Source organism: Clostridium bornimense, assembly GCF_000577895.1.
GTDB classification, from domain to species: Bacteria; Bacillota; Clostridia; order Clostridiales; family Clostridiaceae; genus Clostridium_AN; species Clostridium_AN bornimense.
On sequence record NZ_HG917868.1, the window covers coordinates 2,814,101 to 2,836,293 of the forward strand.

The window sequence follows — 22,193 nt, forward strand, 5'->3', positions numbered from 1 at the left end:
TTGATTTTGAGACTATATTTAATATAATATCATATTTTTATAAAAAATGCTTCGTTTTTTCAAATTAAAACAAAGTTATAGGAACTTTTTATTTTATATGATAAAAAATATATCAATAAATCGTTTTTTTACATTAAATAAAATTATTGACATGCCAGTATTTTACGCGATACCACTAAAAAATTAAAAGATGATTTCTGATTAATACAAAAATCATCTTTTTAGTGATTATAATAATTATTTTAAATTATTATAAAAATATTAAAATTTATAATTTATTCAAACAGTAATTGTAATTACATATTTCTATTCTTTTCCGCAGCTTTATGTACAGCTTCAATAACAGTTCCTCTAAAATTATTCTTTTCCAATGCATATACAGCTTCTATTGTTGTTCCAGCTGGAGAACATACATTATCTTTTAACTTTCCTGGATGATCTCCTGTCTCTAATACCATTTTTGCAGATCCAAGTACAGCCTGTGCTGCCATTTTAATTGCTTTATCTCTTGGCAACCCTTCTAATACTGCTCCATCTGCTAAAGCTTCAATAAACATATATACAAAAGCTGGAGATGATCCTGAGACTCCAACAACAGCATCTATAAGATTTTCAGTAACTACTTCTGCCACCCCAAATGATGAAAACATATCTACAATTTCTTTAAATTCTTCTTCTGTTACATTTTTATTCTTACATAAAGCACTAGCACCTTCACCTACTAAAGCTGGTGTATTTGGCATTACTCTTACTATCTTTTTATCATCGTCAAGTAGTGCTTGTAACATTTTAATATCTACACCGGCTGCTATAGAAACTATAGTTTGTTTATTAGTTATCACATTTTTAACATCAGCTAATAGACTTTTAATATGTTGAGGTTTTACACATAATACTATTATATCTGCAAAATTTACTGCTTCATTATTATCATTAGATATTGAAATTCCTAACGTTTCCTTTATATAATTAGTTTTATTAACATCAAAGTCTGTCGCCATTACATTACGAGGGTCAACTAGGTTTGCTTTTATTACTCCATTTATTATTGCTTGAGCCATATTTCCGCAACCTAAAAAAGATATTTTTTTATTCATATTGCTCCACACTCTTTCTCTTATTTTTAAGTAAATTATATAACTAATATTATTTGAAGACAATACATGGTATTCTATATTTATAGAAGGGATGATTTTAAAATGAATTATGTAAAAGATGTTAAAAAAGTTGTAGTTAAAGTTGGTTCCTCTTCTTTGACTCATAAAACAGGATTACTTAACTTAAGTGCCATAGATCATTTAGTCAGGGATCTTTCTAATATTCATAATAGAGGAATAGAGGTTGTTTTAGTATCATCTGGTGCAATAAGTGCCGGTATGGGACGTCTAGGATTTAAAGAAAAGCCTAATACTATTCCTGAAAAGCAAGCTTGCGCTGCTGTTGGTCAAGTTAGATTAATACATACTTATGATAAATTATTTGCAGAATACGGAAAAATATCATCTCAGATATTATTTAATAGAGATGATATGTCTGATAGAGTAAGATTTTTAAATGCAAGAAATACCTTCTTTTCATTATTGAAACTAGGTGTTATTCCTATAGTAAATGAAAATGATGCCTTGACTGTAGATGAAATTAAATTTGGTGACAATGATACTCTTTCTGCTATGGTATCTTCACTAGTTGAAGCTGACTTACTTATAATACTATCTGATATTGATGGGCTATTTGATTCTAACCCTAAGGATAATCCGAATGCTAGACTAATAAAAGTTGTAGATGAAATAACTGAAGATATTGAAAATATGGCCGGTGGTGCTGGATCTGCTATCGGCACTGGTGGTATGGCTACAAAAATTAAGGCTGGTAAAATCGCTACCACTTCTGGTACATCTATGATAATTGCTAATAGTGATGAACGTAATGTAATAACTAGAATTTTTGATGGCGAACAACTTGGTACTTATTTTAGAGCATCTTCTAAACCTATGCATAGTAAAAAGCATTGGTTAGCTTATGAAACTAAAACTCAAGGTGAAATAATAATAGATGACGGAGCTGTAGTTGCTCTTAGAGAGCATAATAGCCTGTTACCAAAAGGTATATTAAATGTTACTGGTAATTTTGTTGAAGGTGATGTAGTGTCTATTCTATCTACTTCTAAAGAAAAAATAGCTAATGGCATTGTTAACTATTCTTCTAATGAAATTTTATTAATTAAAGGTAATGATACATCTGAAATAAATAGATTACTTGGTTATAAAAACTTTGATGAAATCATACATATTAACAATATGGTATTACTATAATTAACTATATGTTTACACATTTCGTATAATTTTGTATTGACTATATTGTAATTTATGTGTAAAATTTTTTATGACGTGTTACATGTGATGATGGCATGAGTTTACCATTAAATGGCAACTCATGTCTTTTTGTTTTAATATAAAAGCATAATATAATTATCACTGTACAAAACTAGAGAATGAATTAATATTTTAGGAGGTATATATATGTTTGGATTTTTCAAAAAATCAAAAGCTCTTAACTTTGTTGCTCCTGTAGATGGAGAAGTTATCGATTTATCAAAAGTACCAGATCAAGTTTTCTCTGAAAAAATGGCTGGTGATGGTGTTGCAATCAATCCTACTGGTAACACTGTATGTGCACCTGCTGATGGAGAATTAAGCTTAGTATTCAAAACTAAACATGCTTTCGCTATGACTTTAGATAACGGTGTAGAATTATTAGTACACATTGGTATCGATACTGTTGAATTAAACGGTGAAGGTTTTGAACAACTTGTTGAAGCTGGTACAAAAGTAAAAGCTGGTGAACCTATCATCAAATTTGATGCTGAATTTATCAAATCAAAAGGTAAGCCATTAACTACTCCAGTTTTAATCACTAACCATGAAGCTGTTATCAGCGAAATCAATGGAAACATCGGAGCTACTGTTAAAGCTGGTTCAGATGAAATCTTTACTTACAAATTAAAATAATTTATATATAAAAGGACTGTTGTATAATATTATGCAACAGTCCTTTTATTTTTAAGAAATTCATTGAATACCTCACTTTTTAAATATGTATCAAAAGTCAGTGTCGAGATACAACATACATTAATTTATATAATTATATATCGTATTTTTATAATTAAAATTAGCATTTACTTTTTGAAAATGAGATAGTGAAAATTTTAACTAAATAGGTTCAACTCTTTACTAATATGTATTATAATAATATTTACAAGTGTATATACACATAACTTTACAGGAGTTGAATATTATGAATTTAATCAAAGAAATCAACAGACTAAAAAAAGAGCAGGGAGCTCTAATACTTGCACACTACTATCAACGTCCAGAAATTCAAGATATTGCGGACTATGTTGGTGATTCTTATTATTTAAGTAAAATTGCTAAAGATAGCCCTAATAACCTTATTATTTTTTGTGGTGTGAAATTTATGGCAGAAAGTGCAAAAATACTTTCCCCTAATAAAAAAGTACTTTTACCAGCATTAGATGCAGGATGTCCTATGGCTGATATGGCTAATGTAGACAAGCTTCTAGAAATGAAGCGCCAGTATCCTGATCATACTGTTGTTACATATATTAACTCATCTACTGAAGTAAAAGCTTTATCTGATGTTATTGTTACTTCTTCTAATGCAGAAAAAATAATATCAAATTTAGATAGTGATAAAATATTATTTTTACCAGACAAAAACTTAGGTAGACATATTGCAAATAAGTTCCCTAATAAAGAATTTGTCCTATGGCCTGGTTTTTGCATAACCCATAAAAAAGTACAACCTGAATGGATTTCATCTTCTAAGGAAAAATTAGATGATGTAGTTGTACTCGCTCATCCTGAATGTGAGGAAAATGTTTTAGAATTAGCTGATTTCATTGGATCTACTGGTGAAATAATAAATTATGCTACTAATAGTGATAAGAAAAATTTCTTAATAGTTACTGAAGAAGGTGTAATTCATCCTCTTAAATTAAAAAACCCTAATAAAAATTTCTATGTTCCTGGAACAACAATGACTTGTATAAATATGAAAAAGACTCGTCTAGAAGATGTCTATGATGCCTTATCTAAAGGTACCTATGAAATCATAATAGATGAAGATATAAGAGAAAAAGCTGCTAAAGCTTTAAATAAAATGCATGAACTTGCAAAGTAACTCTTCATCAGTAGTTATTGTTGGTTCAGGAGCCGCAGCATTATATTGTGCATTAAATTTAAGAGATGACGTAAATGTAACTATTATTACAGAAAAAACATGTACAGATTGCAATTCATACCTTGCGCAAGGTGGAATAGCTACTGCTAGAAATAAAGAAGATATTCCAGCTCATATATCAGATACCCTAAAAGCTGGTCAATATAAAAATTCTGTAGAAGCGGTAGAGATTTTAGTCAATGAATCTAGAGAAAACATAGAGAATTTATTAAAGCTTGGTGTTGATCTTGATAAAGAAAATAATCATCTATTATATACTAAAGAAGCAGCTCATAGCATAAATAGAATTGTTCATCATAAAGACACAACTGGAAAAGCTGTTGTAGATGGATTATTAGCTAAAGTAAAAAGTAAAAAAAATATTACCATAGAAGAAAATGCATCATTAGTTGATTTACTAGTAGAAAATAATCAATGTCATGGAGTTGTATATTATAAAGATAATAATTACATAAAACTAACTGCAAAAGATGTAGTTCTCGCTACTGGTGGAATTGGTGGATTATTTAAACATTCCACAAACTTTAGACATATTAAAGGAATAGGTTTATACCTTTCTTTGAAACATGATATTAAACTTCATGATACTGAATATATTCAATTTCATCCTACAGCTTTTTATGATGAAAGTAATGATGGACGCTGCTTTCTTATCTCTGAAAGCTTAAGAGGCGAAGGAGCAGTAATTACAAATCTTGAAGGTGATCGTTTCGTAGATGAACTATTACCTAGAGATGTAGTTACTAAAGAAATTTTAAAAGAAATGCATAGAACTAATAGTAATCATGTTCTTCTTGATATATCTCATAAAGATTCTGAATATATTAAGAATAGATTTCCATCTATATACTCTAATTGTCTAGAAAAAGGTTATGATTTATGTTCTGGTCCTATTCCAATTGCACCAGCTCAACATTACTTTATGGGTGGAATCGCAGTAAATTTAAATTCTAAATCTTCAATGGACAACCTTTATATTGTTGGAGAAGCTAGTTGTACTGGTGTTCACGGCGCAAATCGATTAGCATCAAATTCTTTATTAGAAGCTTTAGTTTTTTCAAGACGTGCAGCTAAAGAAATTAATACTTTAATAGATGATATTAAATTAACTGAAATTAGCTATGAAGGTAATTTAGATATTGATACTGTAAAAAAGGATTCTTTAACTACACTTATTAAATACTTTAGCAGTAAAGGAGACTTTATTAAAAATGAATTGGTTAATTATTGATGAAATAATCAAAAATGCTTTAAAAGAAGATGTATGGGATGACGATATAACATCATCATCTATTCTTTCTAAACATCAACAATCTACCGTTGATGTTATCTGTAAAGAAGATGGTATCATCGCCGGTCTAGACGTTTTTAAAAGGGTATTTTTTCTTCTTGGCGATGTAGAAGTATCTCTTTACCATAAAGATGGTGATTTCGTTAAGAATGGTGAAATCTTAGGTAATCTTAAAGGAAATACATTAAATATACTTAAAGGAGAGAGAGTTGCTCTAAACTTACTTCAACATCTTTCTGGTATAGCAACAACAACAAATAAGTATGTACAAGAACTGTCAAATACATCTTGTAAGCTTCTAGATACTCGTAAAACCACTCCTGGTCTTAGAATATTAGAAAAGTATGCTGTTAAAGTTGGTGGAGGTTGTAACCACCGTTTTAACCTTTCTGATGGTGTATTATTAAAAGATAATCACGTTGCTGCTGCTGGTGGTGTTAAAAATGCTATTGAAAAAGCTCGTAACTCTGTTTCCTTTGTTCGTAAAATTGAAGTAGAAGTTGAAACTTTAGATCAAGTTAAAGAAGCTCTTGATGCAAAAGCTGACATCATTATGTTAGACAATATGGATAATGAAACAACTAAAAAAGCAGTTGACTTAATAAAAGGCAACGCACTTATAGAAGCATCAGGAAATATGAACCTTAAAAGAATACGTTCTGTAGCTGAAACAGGTGTTGATTACATATCTGTTGGGGCATTAACACACTCAGTTAAAGCTCTAGATATATCTATGAAAAATTTAAAGAATCTTTAAATATCACTAAAAAAGATGGCCATTAGGTCATCTTTTTTCTAATTAACAATTTGCAATTCACAATTCACGATGAATGTAAGGGCCGTCGAATTAATAAATGAAAATTTGTGAGTGGTAGTTCCTTTTATCATGTCACAGGTCACAAGTAAGGTGAAAATTCCTCTTTGGGAGGAATTTTATTATAGTCCTACGGACAGCAAAGTGTTTTCATATTTACTATAGATACAGAAATTGTAACCAAAGCTTCATGAAAGTACAACTTTCATGAGTTTTCTATAATGACTTTTATATCAACTGTGATCTAAGTAAGAAACATAGTCTAACTTATAACATTCAACTTAACACTTAAAATTTCAGAAATTCTGCAAGAATTTCATCTATACCTGTGCCTTGTGCCATCATACTTGTGCCTTGCTTTTGTCTCTATGAAACTTACTAAAAAAAGCTGTCACACTCTTCATTTAACAACTCCATTATAGTCCTGCAGACTTCTTGATAAATATAACACTTTGTACTGTTTTTTTGCATTATTACAGATATTATACTATACTATTGTTGAAATAAATTTTGCTAGGGGTGCCTTATGGCTGAGAGATGATATTTCATTAACCCTTGAACCTGATCTGGATAATGCCAGCGAAGGAAAGCAGCGACTATTGATAATTTAGAATTTGAAATGAAATTATACTTATTCATAAATATAACTAGTGAAATTCCATAAGAATTTCTCTCTTCAACTGCTAACTGTCAACTACTAACTGCTAACTCTGAAAATCTCCTCTACCTAGCACATCAGGAGGCTATTATGAAAACTTTTATTACTAACCTAACGGATATTGCTAAAAGCCCATTATCAATTTTAACACTTATCGCTGTAGTAATTTTAATTATAGTATTTATAAAAATAAAAAAAGTAAAATTGACTACAAAAATATTGGTACAAGTTGCTTTAGCTGTAGCTCTATCCACAATATTAAGCTTTATTAAGTTCTATCATTTTCCTCAAGGCGGTAGTATAAATTTAGCTAGCATGGTACCTATTCTCGTTATGGCTATAATATATGGCCCTGAAATAGGATTCTTAACTGGTTTTGTATATGGAATTGTTGACTTAATATTAGGACCATATATTTTGAATCCTATCCAAGTTCTATTTGATTATCCTCTTCCTTATATGGCTTTAGGTTTAGCTGGATATTTTAAAAATAATAAAACTTTTGCAGTTATTGTGGCTATGGCCGGTAGATTTATTTTTCACTTTATATCCGGTGTAGTATTCTTTGGTAGTTTTGCACCAGACGGTATGTCCCCGATAATATACTCTGCTGTCACCAATGCATTACTAATAGTTCCTAATGGATTAATCTGTTTAATAGTTATTTATTTAATACCTATAGATAGACTAAAAAAGATATAAAATATGAACTAGGCATCAGCCTAGTTCATATTTTTTTTATCATTGCAAATTCCCTAATAAGATTTTTTATATTGATAAACACTACAAATAATAATATACCTATCAATAATGCTATGTAATATAATGATAATTGTTTTATTGTCCCTAATAAAATGACTAATAGCGCCATTACTACAAAAAAACTTATTACACTTATCATTTCTTTTTTTACATCATATTTCCTACGCTTTTTTCCTGTAGATAATCTATATATAAGATGACATATACCACGATTTATTAATATATTGGTCATTATTACTTCTATTAGTATAGTGCTAACCCTAATAACACTAAATTCTTCATTATTAAAGCTCAATAAAAAAGCCACTGCTACTGTTAATATTATATATATAATATTATTTTTCTTAATTTTCTCTGCATTCTTATTTCTAGCCTGTTTCATAAATATATTATTTATCAAAACCGTTATAAGTAAATATACTGATACTAGCTTTATAAAACACCCCATTTTCCCAACCCCTATTACATTTCTAACTAAAAAACTCTAACTATTAAATTAATTATAGTCAGAGCTCTAAGTTATATTATTTTCTTGTATAAACATAAAAACTATGCGGATATTTATTTTTTTCATCCACAATTCCTTCAGTAATACTGTCAGTTATCCACATGCTTTCATCAAAGTGTGGAAAAAATGCATCACCTTCAAAACTCTCATTAATTCTTGTTATATATGCTTTTTTACAATATGGTAATAATGTTTTGTATATTTCTGCTCCACCAACTACAAAAATTTCTTCTTCGCTATCAACATAAGGCATTACTTCTTCCATACCATGTAATACAGTAACTCTTTCATCTTCCACATTAAAGCTTCTATCCCTAGTAAGAACTAAATGTGGTCTTCCTGGTAATATTCCTGGAAGTGATTGAAATGTCTTGCGTCCCATAAGAATCTTATGTCCACTTGTAACTGACTTAAAATACTTTAAATCATTCGGTATATGCCATATTAATTTATTATCTTTTCCTATAACATTATTTTCGGCTACCGCCACCATTAAGCTTAACATAATTACCCCCTTAAACTGATACTTCCATCTTAATAGATGGGTGATATTTATATCCTTCAAGCTTTATATCATCTGGTGTAAAATCATAAAAATTAGTTATTTCAGGATTTATCCAAAGCTTTGGTGCTTCATAAGTTTCATTTTCTCTTGTAAGTTGCAACTTCATTCCTTCGACTTGATTTTCATATATATGTGCATTATTTATTACATGAGTAAATAATCCTGGCTTTAGTCCTGTAACTTGAGCAATTAAATGAACAAGCACTGCATATTGACTCATATTAAAAGGAACTCCTAATGGAACATCTCCACTTCTTTGAACTAACATACAATTTAGTCTTCCATCTGTAACATCCCACATAGTTAAAAAACAACAAGGTTGAAGTGCCATCTCTGGTAAATCTTCAATATTCCAAAGATTCATCATCATTCTTCTATCCTGTGGATTATTCTTTAGTGATTCTATTAATTTATCTACTTGATTATACTTAGCTATTTGATACCCATAAGCTTTCCCTATAGTTCCATCTTCTAATGCCCATTCATTCCAAATTTGAACGTTTTGTTCTTGCAGCTTTTTAACATCATTAGACTGATCTTTAAATATCCATAATAATTCTTTCACTGCTGTCTTAAAAGCAACAAATTTAGTAGTTAATATTGGGAATTCATCTTTTGACAAATCAAATTGAAACATCTTGTGCGGAAGCTTATACGTAGCTGTACCTGTTCTATTTTGATCATAATATCCATTGTCTAATATATCTCTAACTAAAGTTAAGTATTGTTTATCAGCATTATTCATACGTTTATTTCCTTTCTTTACTTCATCTAAAGTTAATTATATCATTCTTTCTCTTTTCACAACACCCAATAATCTTTAACTAAAAAGAGCTGCTACATGACTTCTAGTCTTGCAACAGCTCTATAAAACCTCTATCTCTTCTTCACTATTTCCATAACCTGCTCATACCATACTAAGAAAGATAATATTACCCAAATCTTTCTTGACTCATCTTCTATCCCTGCTCTATGGTTTTCTAAAAGCTTTAATGCTTCTGCTTTATTTATATATTCTGGACATTCTGATCTGTTAATAATGTCCTTTGCCCAATCATACATTTCATTCTTTAACCAAACTCTAATAGGTACTGGATATCCAAGTTTTCTTCTCATTGTAACTGGATCCGGTAGTATATCCGCAAAAGTTTCTCTAAGTAGGCTCTTAGTAGTGTGTCCACCTATTTTATCATATCTACCAAGCTTACTAGCAACTTTTAAAACTTCTTTATCTAAAAATGGTACTCTAAGTTCTAAACAGTGTGCCATAGTCATTCTATCTGACTTAACTAATATATCTCCAGTAAGCCATGTATTAAAATCTATATATTGCATCTTACCAACACCATCTAAACCTAAAGCTTTAGCCTCGTCATAAAATGGCTTAGTTATTTGTTGAGGTTTTATATTATCATTATAAAATGGTAATATTAAAGGTTTTTGTACTTCCTTAAATATATTTGCATTACCAAAATATCTTTCTTCTACAGGCGTACAACCTCTTTCAATAAAGCTCTTTCCTTTTACATGCTCTGGTATTAACTTAGAAAAAGCTAAGAACATCTTCTTAAGTCCATTTGGAACATGATTCCACATTTTTAAAGATTCACTTTCTCTATAAATAGTGTATCCACCAAACATTTCATCTGCACCTTCACCAGAAAGTACAACAGTTACTTGCTTTCTTGCTTCTTCTGCTATGAAATATATCGGTACTGCTGAAGGATCTGCCATAGGTCCATCTAAATGCCATACTAGCTTAGGGAACGCATCCATATATTCTTTTGCTGTTACTATTCTCTTATAACTTGATACACCTAGAGCTGCTGCTGATTCTTCTGCTAAGTTAATTTCTGAGTATCCTTCAACTTCGAATCCTACTGTAAATGTCTTTATGTCAGGTTTGTGTTGTTTTGCTAATGCCACAACTATTGTTGAATCTATTCCACCAGAAAGGAATGAACCAACTGGAACATCTGATGTTAAATGCACTCTAACTGAGTCTTCCATTACTTCTCTTATTTCTTTCATCATAGCTGTTTTATCATTTTCTTGTGGCTTTAACTCAATCTTAAAATATCTTTCAATTTTAGTTTCACCATCGCCTACTTTTGTTAATGTACAACCTGGTTCTAGTAACATAACATCACTATAAATTGTATGTGGTTCTGGTACAAATTGATATGTTAAATAATGTTGTAACCCATCTTTATTAACTTTTCCCATATTTCTATCAGAAAATAAAAATGCTTTACTCTCTGATGTTAACATTAATCCGTCACTATCTTCTGTATAATAAAGTGGCTTTATACCAAATATATCTCTACATGCAAAAAGTGTATCATTTTCTTCATCTCTGATAACTATTGCATACATACCTCTTAAATAATCAACATATTTCTTACCATATTGTGTATATGCTGCTCCAATAACTTCAACTTCTGAATCTGTTACAAATTCATAACCTAATTCTTGCAAATCTTTTCTAAGTTCTCTATAATTATAAATTTCTCCGTTAAAAACAATATTCAGTCTACCTTTATCATAAGCATAAGGTTGATGTCCATTCGCTAAATCATTTATAGATAATCTTCTAAATCCTAAAATAGCTTTACTATCACTATATACTCCATAATCATCCGGTCCACGGTGAGCTATAATCTCGTTCATTTTTTCAACCATCGGAAGGTCTTGTTCTTTTAATCCTTGTGGTCTATATAAGCATACAAATCCGCACATATAATTACTCCTCTCAAAAGCATCCAATTTATATAATCTATTAATTATTTTCACTTAACATAACTTATATTATATCAAAAAAAGTCTACTTTAAAATAGTTTATCTACTCTTCTTCAATAAATATATCTGTTACTAAAGTTTTTCTTCCAGTCTCTTTTGATTTATCATCAATATTTAGCTTCATATATCTAATCATTCCAGTTTCAATATTTAGCTGTGAAGATAATTTTATTTTAATATTATTATTCTTACTTTCATCAATACATACTTCAATCAATGCAATATTATTTTTAATAGCCTCTACTTGACCATTAATACTAGTATCTTTAAAATTTATATACTTACATATTTCTTTTCCTATTATTTTTTCTAAATTTACATTTACCCGGCCATTCTTCTTAACATTTTCACCGATAAAGCATGTAATAATTTCAATAATTTTCTCTTGTTGTTTTTCAATGCTTAAAGTACTATCTCCTAGCACCTCTTCATCTCCACTTATTAAATTATACTTCAAAAGATTTGATTCTGCATATATACATCCTTTAAACTTGCCTGACTTTAATTTACGTATATTTTCTCCGAATATTTCACTATTTTCATCAGCTTTTATTGATATGCCATCTTCCTTTGTATCTATTACATAATCATTATACTTCAGATCAATATATGTATTCTTCTTTTTAATATCTGTACACCTTAAATTTATATCAAAATTATTTTTAATACTAACATTTTCATCCTCTGATTGTAGTTTTACATTATATTCAACTCTATATTCCCTTCCTTTCTCAGGGGCAAACTTAATTGTATAAGAATTTTTATTACATCCAGTTATTAGTGATATAACAAGAAATATCGATACTACCATACATATCTTTTTTCTTATATTCATATACTTATTTTCCCCTTTCAGTAATTTATTTCATCATGGCGATATTATACCACACTTAATATACGAAAAACATATTTTTCTATGTTTTTTGACATATTTTTCATGCAAATACTATAAAACTTTATAAAAAAAAGTTGCTACATAATAATTACATACGTAATATAATGTTACAACTTTATTTTTTTCATTATTAAGCTTATTTCTTTTTCATTGTAGATTTTAATATAATGTTTCCTTGTACTGATCCATCCATATCTGTATCTATTTCCATACTTTCTGTAATTCCTGTATCTACATTTATCTTAATATTTGCATTAAAATTTTTTAATGTACTATTATTTGTATCTAATTTTATACTATCTATATCAAAAGTGATTTCCGCTACATTGTCTTTAATTGATTTTACCTTTCCTATTAATGTAGATCCATCGACGTTTACTCCTAATGTATTCTCTGCATCTTTTCCTAATAATTTATCTAATGATATTGATATTTCTTCACCATCTTTTATCTCCATATTCTCTAGAATACAAAAATTATTTCCACCTAAAATATTTCCCTTACTACTTAAATCTACACCATACTTATTTAACTCTGCTTCCTCTTCTCCTTCAACATTATAAGTTAATATATTTCCATCTCTATCTGCTGTAATTAGAATTTTACTAGCTTTTAATTGAGATATTAACTCCTTAAACATCTCATTATCTTCATTAACTTGCATAGATATTCCACCCATATCCATATTCATAGAAAAATCATCATACCCAACTTCTTCGGTAATTTCATCTTCTGATACATTTATATACTTTACATTTCCTTTAACATCACCATCTAAAGTTATTTTTTTTGTCCCCTGAGTAGCATCAATTTTTATACTACTAGTTACGCTATACTCATCTCCTACAGAAGGATTAAATTTTATATTATATGTTTCTTTGTCAGCACATCCCGTAAATGATGCTAAAATAAATCCAACTGTAAATACCGATATCATCTTTCTAAATTTCATACATAAAACCTCCTAAAATACATGTGTCTCTTTATATATTATGATTTTACCATAAATTTACTTATTGTTGTTCATTATTTCATTCCATATTAAACAAAAAATGTTGCAAAATATTTTACATTTTGCAACATTTTTAATACTAATTTTTCATTGAATGTACTGGTGCTGGTATTCTTCCACCTCTATTAACAAAATTAGAACAATCTGAGCTATTTACTGGCATAATTGGAGCTCTTCCAAGTAGCCCTCCAAATTCAACAAAGTCTCCAACTTTCTTATTTGGAACTGGTATTAATCTAACAGCAGTAGTCTTTTGATTAATCATACCAATAGCAGCTTCATCAGCAATGATTCCTGATAAAGTTTCTGCTGTTGTATCTCCTGGTACAGCTATCATATCAAGACCTACTGAACATACACAAGTCATAGCCTCTAATTTTTCTAGTGTTAAGAAACCATTACTTGCAACTTCTATCATACCCTCATCTTCTGATACCGGTATAAATGCACCACTTAAACCACCAACAAAAGAAGATGCCATAAGTCCACCTTTTTTAACTGCATCATTTAACATAGCAAGAGCTGCAGTTGTACCAGGACCTCCACAATGACCTACACCAATCTCTTCAAGTATTCTTCCAACAGAGTCACCTACTGCTGGTGTTGGTGCTAAAGATAAATCTACAATTCCAAATGGAATTCCAAGTCTTTCAGATGCTTCTCTAGCTACCAATTGTCCCACTCTAGTAACTTTAAAGGCAGTTTTCTTTATAGTTTCTGCTACAATCTCAAAAGATTCTCCCTTAACATCTTCTAAAGCTCTCTTAACTACTCCAGGTCCACTTACCCCTACATTTATTACTTTTTCCGCTTCTCCTACCCCATGAAAAGCTCCTGCCATAAATGGGTTATCTTCAACAGCATTACAGAATACAACAAGTTTTGCACATCCAAATCCATCTGGTGTTATTTCCGCTGTCTTCTTTATTGTTTGTCCTAAAAGCTTTACACCATCCATATTAATACCATTTTTAGTAGAACCTATGTTAACTGATGAACATACAATATCTGTTGTCGCCAATGCTTCTGGTATTGAGTTTATAAGCACTCTATCTGAGTCTGTAAATCCTTTTTGAATAAGTGCTGAGAATCCACCTATAAAATTAACTCCAACATTTTTTGCCGCTCTATCTAAAGTCTTAGCTATTTGTACATATGAGTTTGCTTTAGTAGCCGCTGCTACCATTGAAATTGGAGTTACTGATATTCTCTTATTAACAATTGGGATACCATATTGTCTTTCTATATCTTCTCCTGTTTTTACAAGATTTTCTGCAGTTTTTGTAATTTTATCATAAATCCTATCACATAACACATTTATATCATCTGATGCACAATCTAAAAGGCTAAGACCTAATGTAATTGTTCTTACATCAAGATTTTGATCTTTAATCATGCCTATTGTTTCTAAAATTTCATTTGAATTCAACATCTTCTAATCACCAACCCTTAAATATTATGCATTGAATTAAATATGTCTTCATGTTGGATTCTTATATCCACCCCAAGTTTTGATTCTAAACTAGAAAAAGTTTCTCTTAACTCTGCAATTGATTTGTTGCTCTTGGAAATATCTGTTATCATTATCATTGTAAAATATCCATCTAATATAGTTTGTGAAATATTAAGTACATTTACAGAATTCTCTGCAAGTACTTTAGTAACATCAAAAATAATACCTACTCTATCTTTCCCTACAACTGTAACAACAGCTTTCATTTTTAGCCCCTCCTAAATATATACTATCTTAAAATTATACCATAAACCTACAATTATAATAGGAGTAAATTACAAATTTATAATATTTATTAATAGTTTTTTATTAAAATCTAATATTGTAACAAATTTCCGCATACGAGAAATTATAAAACATAATTTCGCATTTAGCATTTCATAATTCTAAATTTAAGTAATTCTACAAACAGCAAAGTGTTTTCATATTTACTATAAATCCAAAAACTTTAATCTAAGCTATATGAAGGTTCAACCTTCATTACCCCCCTGTAATGACTTCTATATCAAATTTAACTCTCTTAAGAAAAAATAATCTATTCTATACCTCAAACTTATACACCTAAATTCTAAGAAATTCTGTAAGAATTTCATCCACACCTGTGCCATGTGCCCTCATACTTGTGCCCTACTTTGTGCACTGATTGAAAAAAGCTGCTACACTCTCCGTGTAACAGCTTTTTTGTATCTTGTGCCTGTTATGACACTTCTTCTTTTTCAAATTGACTATTATAAAGATCTGCATAGAAACCATTAGCCTTTAATAATTCTTCATGATTTCCTTGCTCAATTATATCTCCATCTTTCATTACTAAAATTAAGTCTGCATCTCTAATAGTAGATAATCTATGAGCGATAACAAAACTTGTTCTACCTTTCATTAAATTATCCATAGCTTTTTGAATAAGAACTTCTGTACGAGTATCTACTGAACTAGTTGCTTCATCTAAAATTAATATCTTAGGATCAGCAAGTATTGCCCTGGCAATAGTAAGTAATTGCTTTTGACCTTGAGATATATTACTTGCTTCTTCATTTAGTTCCATATCATATCCATGCGGCAATGCACGTACAAAATGATCTACATGTGCTAATTTAGCAGCTTCTATTATTTCTTCATCAGTAGCATCTAATCTACCATATCTTATATTTTCTTTAATACTTCCATTATATAACCATGTATCTTGAAGAACCATACCAAATAATTCTCTTAAATTATCACGAGTAAAGTCTTTAATATTATGACCATCTATCTCTATAGAACCACCATTAAGTTCATAAAATCTCATAAGAAGTTTAACTATAGTAGTTTTACCTGCTCCTGTAGGTCCAACTATTGCAACTCTTTGTCCTGGCTTAATCTTAGCTGAGAAATCATTTATGATTATTTTATCTTCATTATATCCAAAATGAACATCTTTAAATTCAACAGCGCCTTCAACATCTTTAGGATTTACACCTTCTGTAACATCATCAACTTCTTCTTCCTCATCTAAGAACTCAAATACTCTTTCAGCAGCAGCCGCCGTAGATTGAAGAACATTTGCTATTTGACCTGCTTGTGATATTGGTTGCATAAATGTACGTATATATTGTGTAAATGCTACAATATCTCCAACTGTTATTTTTCCTAATACCGCAAGCCATCCACCAAGTATTGTTACTAATACATATCCTAAGTTACCTATAAAAGTCATTATAGGCATCATCATTCCTGATAAAAATTGTGACTTCCACGCTGACTTATATAATGTTTCATTTAATTTATTAAACTCTTCTATTGTTTCTTCTTCTCTATTAAATGCCTTCATTATATTGTGTCCACTAAAAGTTTCCTCTACGTTACCATTTACATGTCCAAGATACTCTTGTTGATCCATAAAATACTTTTGAGATTTCTTTACTACTAACATTATTAATCCCATAGCAATTGGTAATATCAATACTGATCCTAAAGTCATTTCCCAGCTTATAGATAACATCATAACTATTACACCAATAAGCATAGTTACAGATGTTATTATTTGAGATAAACTTTGATTTAATGTTGTATTAACAGTATCTACATCATTAGTTATTCTTGATAGAACTTCTCCATGAGTAGTTTTATCAAAATATTTTAAAGGCATACGATTTATCTTTTTAGAAATCTCTTTTCTCAAATTATATGATACTTTTTGAGCTATTCCTGACATAACAAAGCCTTGTATAAACGATAATATTGTACTAACTATATATAATGCAACTAATCCTATGGCAATCTTCCCTATATATCCAAAATCAATAGAACCATTACCTGAACTAGAAACCTTGCTCATTAATCCATTAAATATCTCCGTTGTAGCCTTACCTAGTAACTTCGGTCCGACTATTGAAAAAGCAGTACTCCCTATTGCTAATATAAAAACTAAAATCATAGCAATTCTATAGGGTTTTAAATACTCCATAAGCTTTTTCATTGTACCTTTAAAGTCTTTAGCTTTTTCTGTAACTACCATTGGACCTCCACCCATAGGGCCGCCATGTTTTTTCTTACTCATTGGCTAATTCCTCCTTTGAAAGTTGTGATAAAGCTATTTGCTTGTATACTTCACAATTCTTCATAAGTTCATTGTGAGTACCTATTCCTGCTACTTTTCCTTCATCCATTACTACTATTTGATCTGCATTTATTATAGTACTTACTCTTTGTGCCACTAATAATATAGTGCTATTTTTTGTTTTCTTATTTAATGCTTTTCGTAATGCCGCATCAGTCTTAAGATCTAATGCTGAAAAACTATCATCAAATATATATATTTCTGGTTTCTTTATAAGAGCACGAGCTATAGAAAGTCTTTGTTTTTGTCCTCCAGATACGTTTGTTCCACCTTGAGATATTTCTGTCTTAAATCCATCTGGCTTACTTGATATAAATTCTGTAGCTTGTGCTATTTCTGTTGCTTCTTTTAAATCTTCTTCTGTAGCATTCTTATATCCATACTTTAAGTTACTTTCGATATCTCCTGAAAATAATATACCTTTTTGAGGAACATATCCTATTTTTTCTCTTAAGTCATGTTGCGTTACATCTTTTATATTAATTCCATCAACTAATATTTCACCTTCTGTAACATCATAAAAACGTGGAAGAAGATTTATAACTGTTGACTTACCACTTCCTGTACTTCCAATAAAGGCCGTAGTTTCACCTGGTTTTGCAGTAAAACTTATATCTTTTAATACATATTCTTCTGCTCCTGGATACTTAAAACTAACATTTTTATATTCTACAACACCTTTAACAGAATCTGAGAAAGTTTTTGCATTTTTACTATCTTTTATAGACTCTTCTGTATCTAACACTTCACATACACGTTGAGCTGATACAGATGCACGAGGTAACATTATTGATATCATAGAAATCATTAAAAATGCCATTATAACTTGCATAGTGTATTGCATAAAGGCAGTCATATCACCAACTTGCATAATACCATCATTTATCTTATGTGCACCTACCCATACAATTAAAATTGTTACAAGATTCATTATTAACATCATAAGTGGCATCATGGTTACCATTATACGACTTACAAATAAATTTGTACCTGTAAGTTCCTTATTTACATCCTCAAATCTTTCTTCTTCATGTTTTTGATTACTAAATGCACGAATTACTAGCATTCCAGTAAGAGATTCTCTTGATACTAAGTTAAGTTTATCTACAAGTTTTTGCACTAATTTAAACTTCGGCATAGCAAATCCAAATAACACCATAACCAAAAGAGAAATAGCTACTAAAGCAACAACTACTATCCATCCCATAGATGTATGAGTATTAATAACTTTAATTGCTCCACCTACTCCTAAGATAGGTGCATAAAACACTATTCTTAAAAGCATTACCATAAGTAATTGAATTTGTTGAATATCATTAGTTGTACGTGTTATTAATGATGAAGTTGAGTAAGAATCAAACTCCGCATTAGAAAATCCAATAACTTTATTAAATACTTTTCCACGTAAGTTTCTTCCAAGTGCCGCTGCAACTCTTGCTCCTATTAATCCTACTAATACTGTAGCTACCATACTGGCTAGTGCTATTCCTAACATTAATGCTCCTTCAAATAATATATATCTTAATCGAAGTGTATCAGTATCAACTCCCATATTCTTATATTGATCACCAACATAAGATACAGCCATTTGATCTATCATCATATCTGGTAAATCACTGAACTTTTCATCTATTGAAGTTTTCATTGATTCAACCTGCTCTTTCGGCATACTACTCATAGCTGTAAATATATCTACACCTTCTGGTAATTGCATCATAGGAGATTCTTCTGCTGACATATCAGCTAAATTTTCACTTTCTAATGCTGCCACTGTAACTATAGGCTTCTTTAATATTTTTGCTAACTTATCTTTTTCATCTTTATTTTTAGTAGATAATCTATATATTTTCTCATCATGATTACTTATATATTCCTTTACACCTTTATCTACTATACTTCCACTAAGATTACTTTTATTGGCAACTTCATAATTATCTAATAATACCTTCTTATCATCTTCATCAATAAAAAGCATTATTTTATTTAATTCCGTTTCACTAATAGCTAATGGAACTGCTTCATCAATACCATTTTGCTGGATACCTACATTAACTATATTAGACATATACTCTGGTAATGCTAAATCACAAGTTGCTTGAATAATCAGAAGCATGACAATAGCTAAAATAGACCCTATAAACGGCTTTAAATATTTTGTCAGCTTTAACATTATATTTATTCCCCTCTCCAGTTAAACTTTGTTTGTTCATTTATTATTTTACATAACAACAATTATAATTTCATAACTATTATATGTCAATAACTATTATAGTTGTATAATCTTTTGTAATGGTTTATAATTAAAGTATTAACAATATATTAATAATATCTTTACCAAGGAGCGAATATTTATGTCTGATATAAATTTAATCGATATTTCAAAAAAATTATTTAGCTTATTGATGTCTATACATGGAAAAGCTTTTAATCCTAATGAATTTGCAAAAGGTCATTGTATACCTCCTTCTCATATAAAAGTTATTTTCTACTTACATGGCCATGATTCTGCATCAGTATCTGAAATTGGGAAGAAATTATATATATCTAAACCTAATATGACTCCTATTATTGATAAGTTAGTAAATGAAGGTTTTGTTACTAGATATGAAGATCCTAACGATAGAAGAGTTCTAAGAGTAAAACTCTCCGAAAAATCTATAATTTTTTTAGATGAAGTAAAAGAAAATATAACTAAACAATTTGTCTCAAAACTTTCTGTTCTCGATGAATCTGAATTAATGGAATTGTCAAATTCAGCAGATACTATAAAAAATATATTATCTAAATTAAGTTAACTTTATACAAAATTTATTATTATAAAATAAGGGAGAGAGGGCCTTGATTATTTAAATCATTGCACTTCAATCCCTTGTAAATTTCTATTTATATTTTACTTTCTATCCAACTAACTATATCTAGATAAACATCTTTCTTATTAACTTCATTTAACATCTCATGGCGTCCATCTTTATATAATTTATATGTTACATCTTTAATGCCTATTTCTTTAAATTTATTGTATAAATTTATTATACCTTTTCCTCTCATTCCTACTGGATCTTTATCTCCGGCAAATATGTATATAGGTAAATCTTTTCTTACTGTATCAAAGTTGCCTCTTGTATTTATTGTTAAAAGTCCTGTAAATAATTCGTTAAAGAAAGAAACTGTTGGAACCCCTCCACAATAACTATCTTTTATGTACTTGTCCACTTCTTTACTATCAGAACATAACCAATCTACTTCTGTTCTTCCTTCTAAACCTCTATTATAGCTTCCAAAGGTAAGTTTATTTATAATATTGGCTCTTTTATCTACTTTAAACACATTCCTAGCTATATTAGTTATCCATGCAGCAAATCTAGTAACCTTAGGAGGTTTCCCATTACTTCCACTCAATATCAATGCATGTATATCCTTACTATAAAGTTGTATATATCTCTGTGATACAAAAGATCCCATAGAATGACCTAATAAAATCACTTTTTTATCTTTATATTCTCTTTTTATTTTATCAGTTATTAAATGAACATCCTCAACCAACCAATTAAAATCATCTTTATCTAAATGGCCTAATTTCTCTTTTGACTCAGCTGTTTTTCCATGCCCCCTATGATCATGTCCATATACAACATAACCATTTTTATTTAAATATTTAGCAAAATCATCATATCTTAATATTGTTTCTAACATACCATGAGATATTTGAACGATACCCTTTATCTCTCCCTTTGGTATCCACTTATAACAATTAATTTTGACACCTTCATCATCTACTATCGAAAAGTTAATTCTATTTGTCATATTTCCATCCCTCATTATAATTATTTATTATCAATTATTTTATACTGACCAGTACAAATTTTTAACATTTTTATATTACCCATCAATTATCGGTGATTAAATCTAAATCATTATAATAAAACTATATATTGAGGGATTTTATTAATAAGTTTCATAGGCTATTAATCCACTTATTGAGTTTTTCCTCTGTTAATCTCATCCCATCTTTATCAAACTTTATATCAATTTCATTTATAATTTTTTGTATTCTTCATCTGTTACTGGTTCGCACCATTCACTAGAAGCACCTTCTTTTGGAACAGCTACTGCTAAATGTGCTCAACTATTTATTCAACAAAAAGAAAAGACTGAAAAACAAATTAAAATATTACAAAATGCATTAGATCGTATCAATTACAAATGCGAGTTTTACAGGATAGCAAAAGAAAAAGGAACTACAAGTGTCCCTGGATTACGTGAAGAACTGTCTATGAAATTCCTAAATAAAGAAGAAGAAACAGTATAAAATAATTCACAAAGCACAATTCGCAATTTATGAACTTTAATTATACCTTGTCATACCACAGATATACACTAAGCTATATGAAAGTGCAACTTTCATTATCCTCATGTAAAACTGTGCTATACTCCCCATTCTAATTATAAAATAAATCTTTATTGTAAACTAATAACATAATACTTATAATCTCAGAAATTCCGTAGGAATTTCATC

The 22,193-nt window shown here is 29.6% G+C and carries 20 protein-coding genes and 1 riboswitch; of the genes, 8 read left to right on the plus strand and 12 right to left on the minus strand.

Going from position 1 to position 22,193, the window contains the following annotated elements:
- Window positions 1-296: 296 nt before the first annotated feature.
- Window positions 297-1,097, minus strand: coding sequence for a pyrroline-5-carboxylate reductase (proC, locus tag CM240_RS12820; RefSeq protein WP_044039507.1), 801 nt, complete (start codon window positions 1,095-1,097; stop codon window positions 297-299).
- 102 nt (window positions 1,098-1,199) lie between these two features.
- Between proC and proB the strand changes: the two genes are divergently transcribed.
- From proB to thiT, 6 genes are all read left to right on the plus strand, one after another.
- Complete coding sequence (proB, locus tag CM240_RS12825; RefSeq protein ID WP_044039508.1) at window positions 1,200-2,312, plus strand: glutamate 5-kinase; 1,113 nt, start codon at window positions 1,200-1,202, stop codon at window positions 2,310-2,312.
- Window positions 2,313-2,519: 207 nt separating this feature from the next.
- Window positions 2,520-3,008 carry a PTS sugar transporter subunit IIA gene (locus CM240_RS12830; protein ID WP_044039509.1) on the plus strand — a complete coding sequence of 163 codons (489 nt, stop codon included), beginning with the start codon at window positions 2,520-2,522 and terminating at the stop codon, window positions 3,006-3,008.
- A 286-nt stretch (window positions 3,009-3,294) separates the two neighbouring features.
- Complete coding sequence (gene nadA, locus CM240_RS12835; RefSeq protein ID WP_044039510.1) at window positions 3,295-4,200, plus strand: quinolinate synthase NadA; 906 nt, start codon at window positions 3,295-3,297, stop codon at window positions 4,198-4,200.
- Window positions 4,184-5,491 carry an L-aspartate oxidase gene (locus CM240_RS12840; protein ID WP_044039511.1) on the plus strand — a complete coding sequence of 436 codons (1,308 nt, stop codon included), beginning with the start codon at window positions 4,184-4,186 and terminating at the stop codon, window positions 5,489-5,491. The genes nadA and CM240_RS12840 overlap by 17 nt, the downstream gene beginning before the upstream one ends.
- On the plus strand, window positions 5,472-6,308 hold the full coding sequence (gene nadC, locus CM240_RS12845; RefSeq protein ID WP_044039512.1) for a carboxylating nicotinate-nucleotide diphosphorylase: 837 nt from the start codon (window positions 5,472-5,474) through the stop codon (window positions 6,306-6,308). Before CM240_RS12840 ends, nadC begins: the two co-directional genes overlap by 20 nt.
- Window positions 6,309-6,870: 562 nt before the next feature.
- Window positions 6,871-6,970, plus strand: a riboswitch (TPP riboswitch).
- A 143-nt stretch (window positions 6,971-7,113) separates the two neighbouring features.
- Window positions 7,114-7,725 (plus strand): energy-coupled thiamine transporter ThiT, encoded by a 612-nt coding sequence (gene thiT, locus CM240_RS12850; RefSeq protein ID WP_044039513.1) that lies wholly within the window; start codon window positions 7,114-7,116, stop codon window positions 7,723-7,725.
- Window positions 7,726-7,750: 25 nt separating this feature from the next.
- On the opposite strand, the gene CM240_RS12855 is transcribed toward thiT, so the two are convergent.
- From CM240_RS12855 to CM240_RS12900, 10 genes are all read right to left on the minus strand, one after another.
- Complete coding sequence (locus CM240_RS12855; protein WP_044039515.1) at window positions 7,751-8,233, minus strand: hypothetical protein; 483 nt, start codon at window positions 8,231-8,233, stop codon at window positions 7,751-7,753.
- Window positions 8,234-8,309: 76 nt separating this feature from the next.
- Window positions 8,310-8,798: a dihydrofolate reductase gene (locus tag CM240_RS12860; protein WP_044039516.1), complete on the minus strand. Its 489-nt coding sequence runs from the start codon at window positions 8,796-8,798 to the stop codon at window positions 8,310-8,312.
- A gap of 10 nt (window positions 8,799-8,808) precedes the next feature.
- Complete coding sequence (locus CM240_RS12865) at window positions 8,809-9,603, minus strand: thymidylate synthase (protein ID WP_044039517.1); 795 nt, start codon at window positions 9,601-9,603, stop codon at window positions 8,809-8,811.
- A gap of 131 nt (window positions 9,604-9,734) precedes the next feature.
- Window positions 9,735-11,597 carry an asparagine synthase (glutamine-hydrolyzing) gene (gene asnB / locus CM240_RS12870; protein ID WP_044039518.1) on the minus strand — a complete coding sequence of 621 codons (1,863 nt, stop codon included), beginning with the start codon at window positions 11,595-11,597 and terminating at the stop codon, window positions 9,735-9,737.
- A gap of 104 nt (window positions 11,598-11,701) precedes the next feature.
- Complete coding sequence (locus CM240_RS12875; protein ID WP_044039519.1) at window positions 11,702-12,493, minus strand: hypothetical protein; 792 nt, start codon at window positions 12,491-12,493, stop codon at window positions 11,702-11,704.
- A gap of 196 nt (window positions 12,494-12,689) precedes the next feature.
- Window positions 12,690-13,505: a hypothetical protein gene (locus CM240_RS12880; RefSeq protein WP_044039520.1), complete on the minus strand. Its 816-nt coding sequence runs from the start codon at window positions 13,503-13,505 to the stop codon at window positions 12,690-12,692.
- A gap of 139 nt (window positions 13,506-13,644) precedes the next feature.
- A complete protein-coding gene (locus tag CM240_RS12885) occupies window positions 13,645-14,997 on the minus strand; it encodes a PFL family protein (protein ID WP_044039521.1) in 1,353 nt (450 codons plus the stop codon).
- 17 nt (window positions 14,998-15,014) lie between these two features.
- Window positions 15,015-15,284 carry an ACT domain-containing protein gene (locus CM240_RS12890; protein WP_044039522.1) on the minus strand — a complete coding sequence of 90 codons (270 nt, stop codon included), beginning with the start codon at window positions 15,282-15,284 and terminating at the stop codon, window positions 15,015-15,017.
- 491 nt (window positions 15,285-15,775) lie between these two features.
- Window positions 15,776-17,617, minus strand: coding sequence for an ABC transporter ATP-binding protein (locus CM240_RS12895; protein ID WP_044039523.1), 1,842 nt, complete (start codon window positions 17,615-17,617; stop codon window positions 15,776-15,778).
- Window positions 17,610-19,847 carry an ABC transporter ATP-binding protein gene (locus tag CM240_RS12900; RefSeq protein WP_044039524.1) on the minus strand — a complete coding sequence of 746 codons (2,238 nt, stop codon included), beginning with the start codon at window positions 19,845-19,847 and terminating at the stop codon, window positions 17,610-17,612. Before CM240_RS12900 ends, CM240_RS12895 begins: the two co-directional genes overlap by 8 nt.
- Before the next feature lie 181 nt (window positions 19,848-20,028).
- Between CM240_RS12900 and CM240_RS12905 the strand changes: the two genes are divergently transcribed.
- On the plus strand, window positions 20,029-20,472 hold the full coding sequence (locus CM240_RS12905; protein WP_044039525.1) for a MarR family winged helix-turn-helix transcriptional regulator: 444 nt from the start codon (window positions 20,029-20,031) through the stop codon (window positions 20,470-20,472).
- A gap of 88 nt (window positions 20,473-20,560) precedes the next feature.
- Here CM240_RS12905 and CM240_RS12910 read toward each other — a convergent pair whose 3' ends face one another.
- On the minus strand, window positions 20,561-21,481 hold the full coding sequence (locus CM240_RS12910; protein ID WP_051483835.1) for an alpha/beta hydrolase: 921 nt from the start codon (window positions 21,479-21,481) through the stop codon (window positions 20,561-20,563).
- Between the two features lie 241 nt (window positions 21,482-21,722).
- Between CM240_RS12910 and CM240_RS12915 the strand changes: the two genes are divergently transcribed.
- Entirely contained in the window at window positions 21,723-21,986 is a 264-nt protein-coding gene (locus CM240_RS12915) for a MerR family transcriptional regulator (protein ID WP_242838481.1), read from the plus strand.
- The last annotated feature ends 207 nt before the right edge of the window (window positions 21,987-22,193 follow it).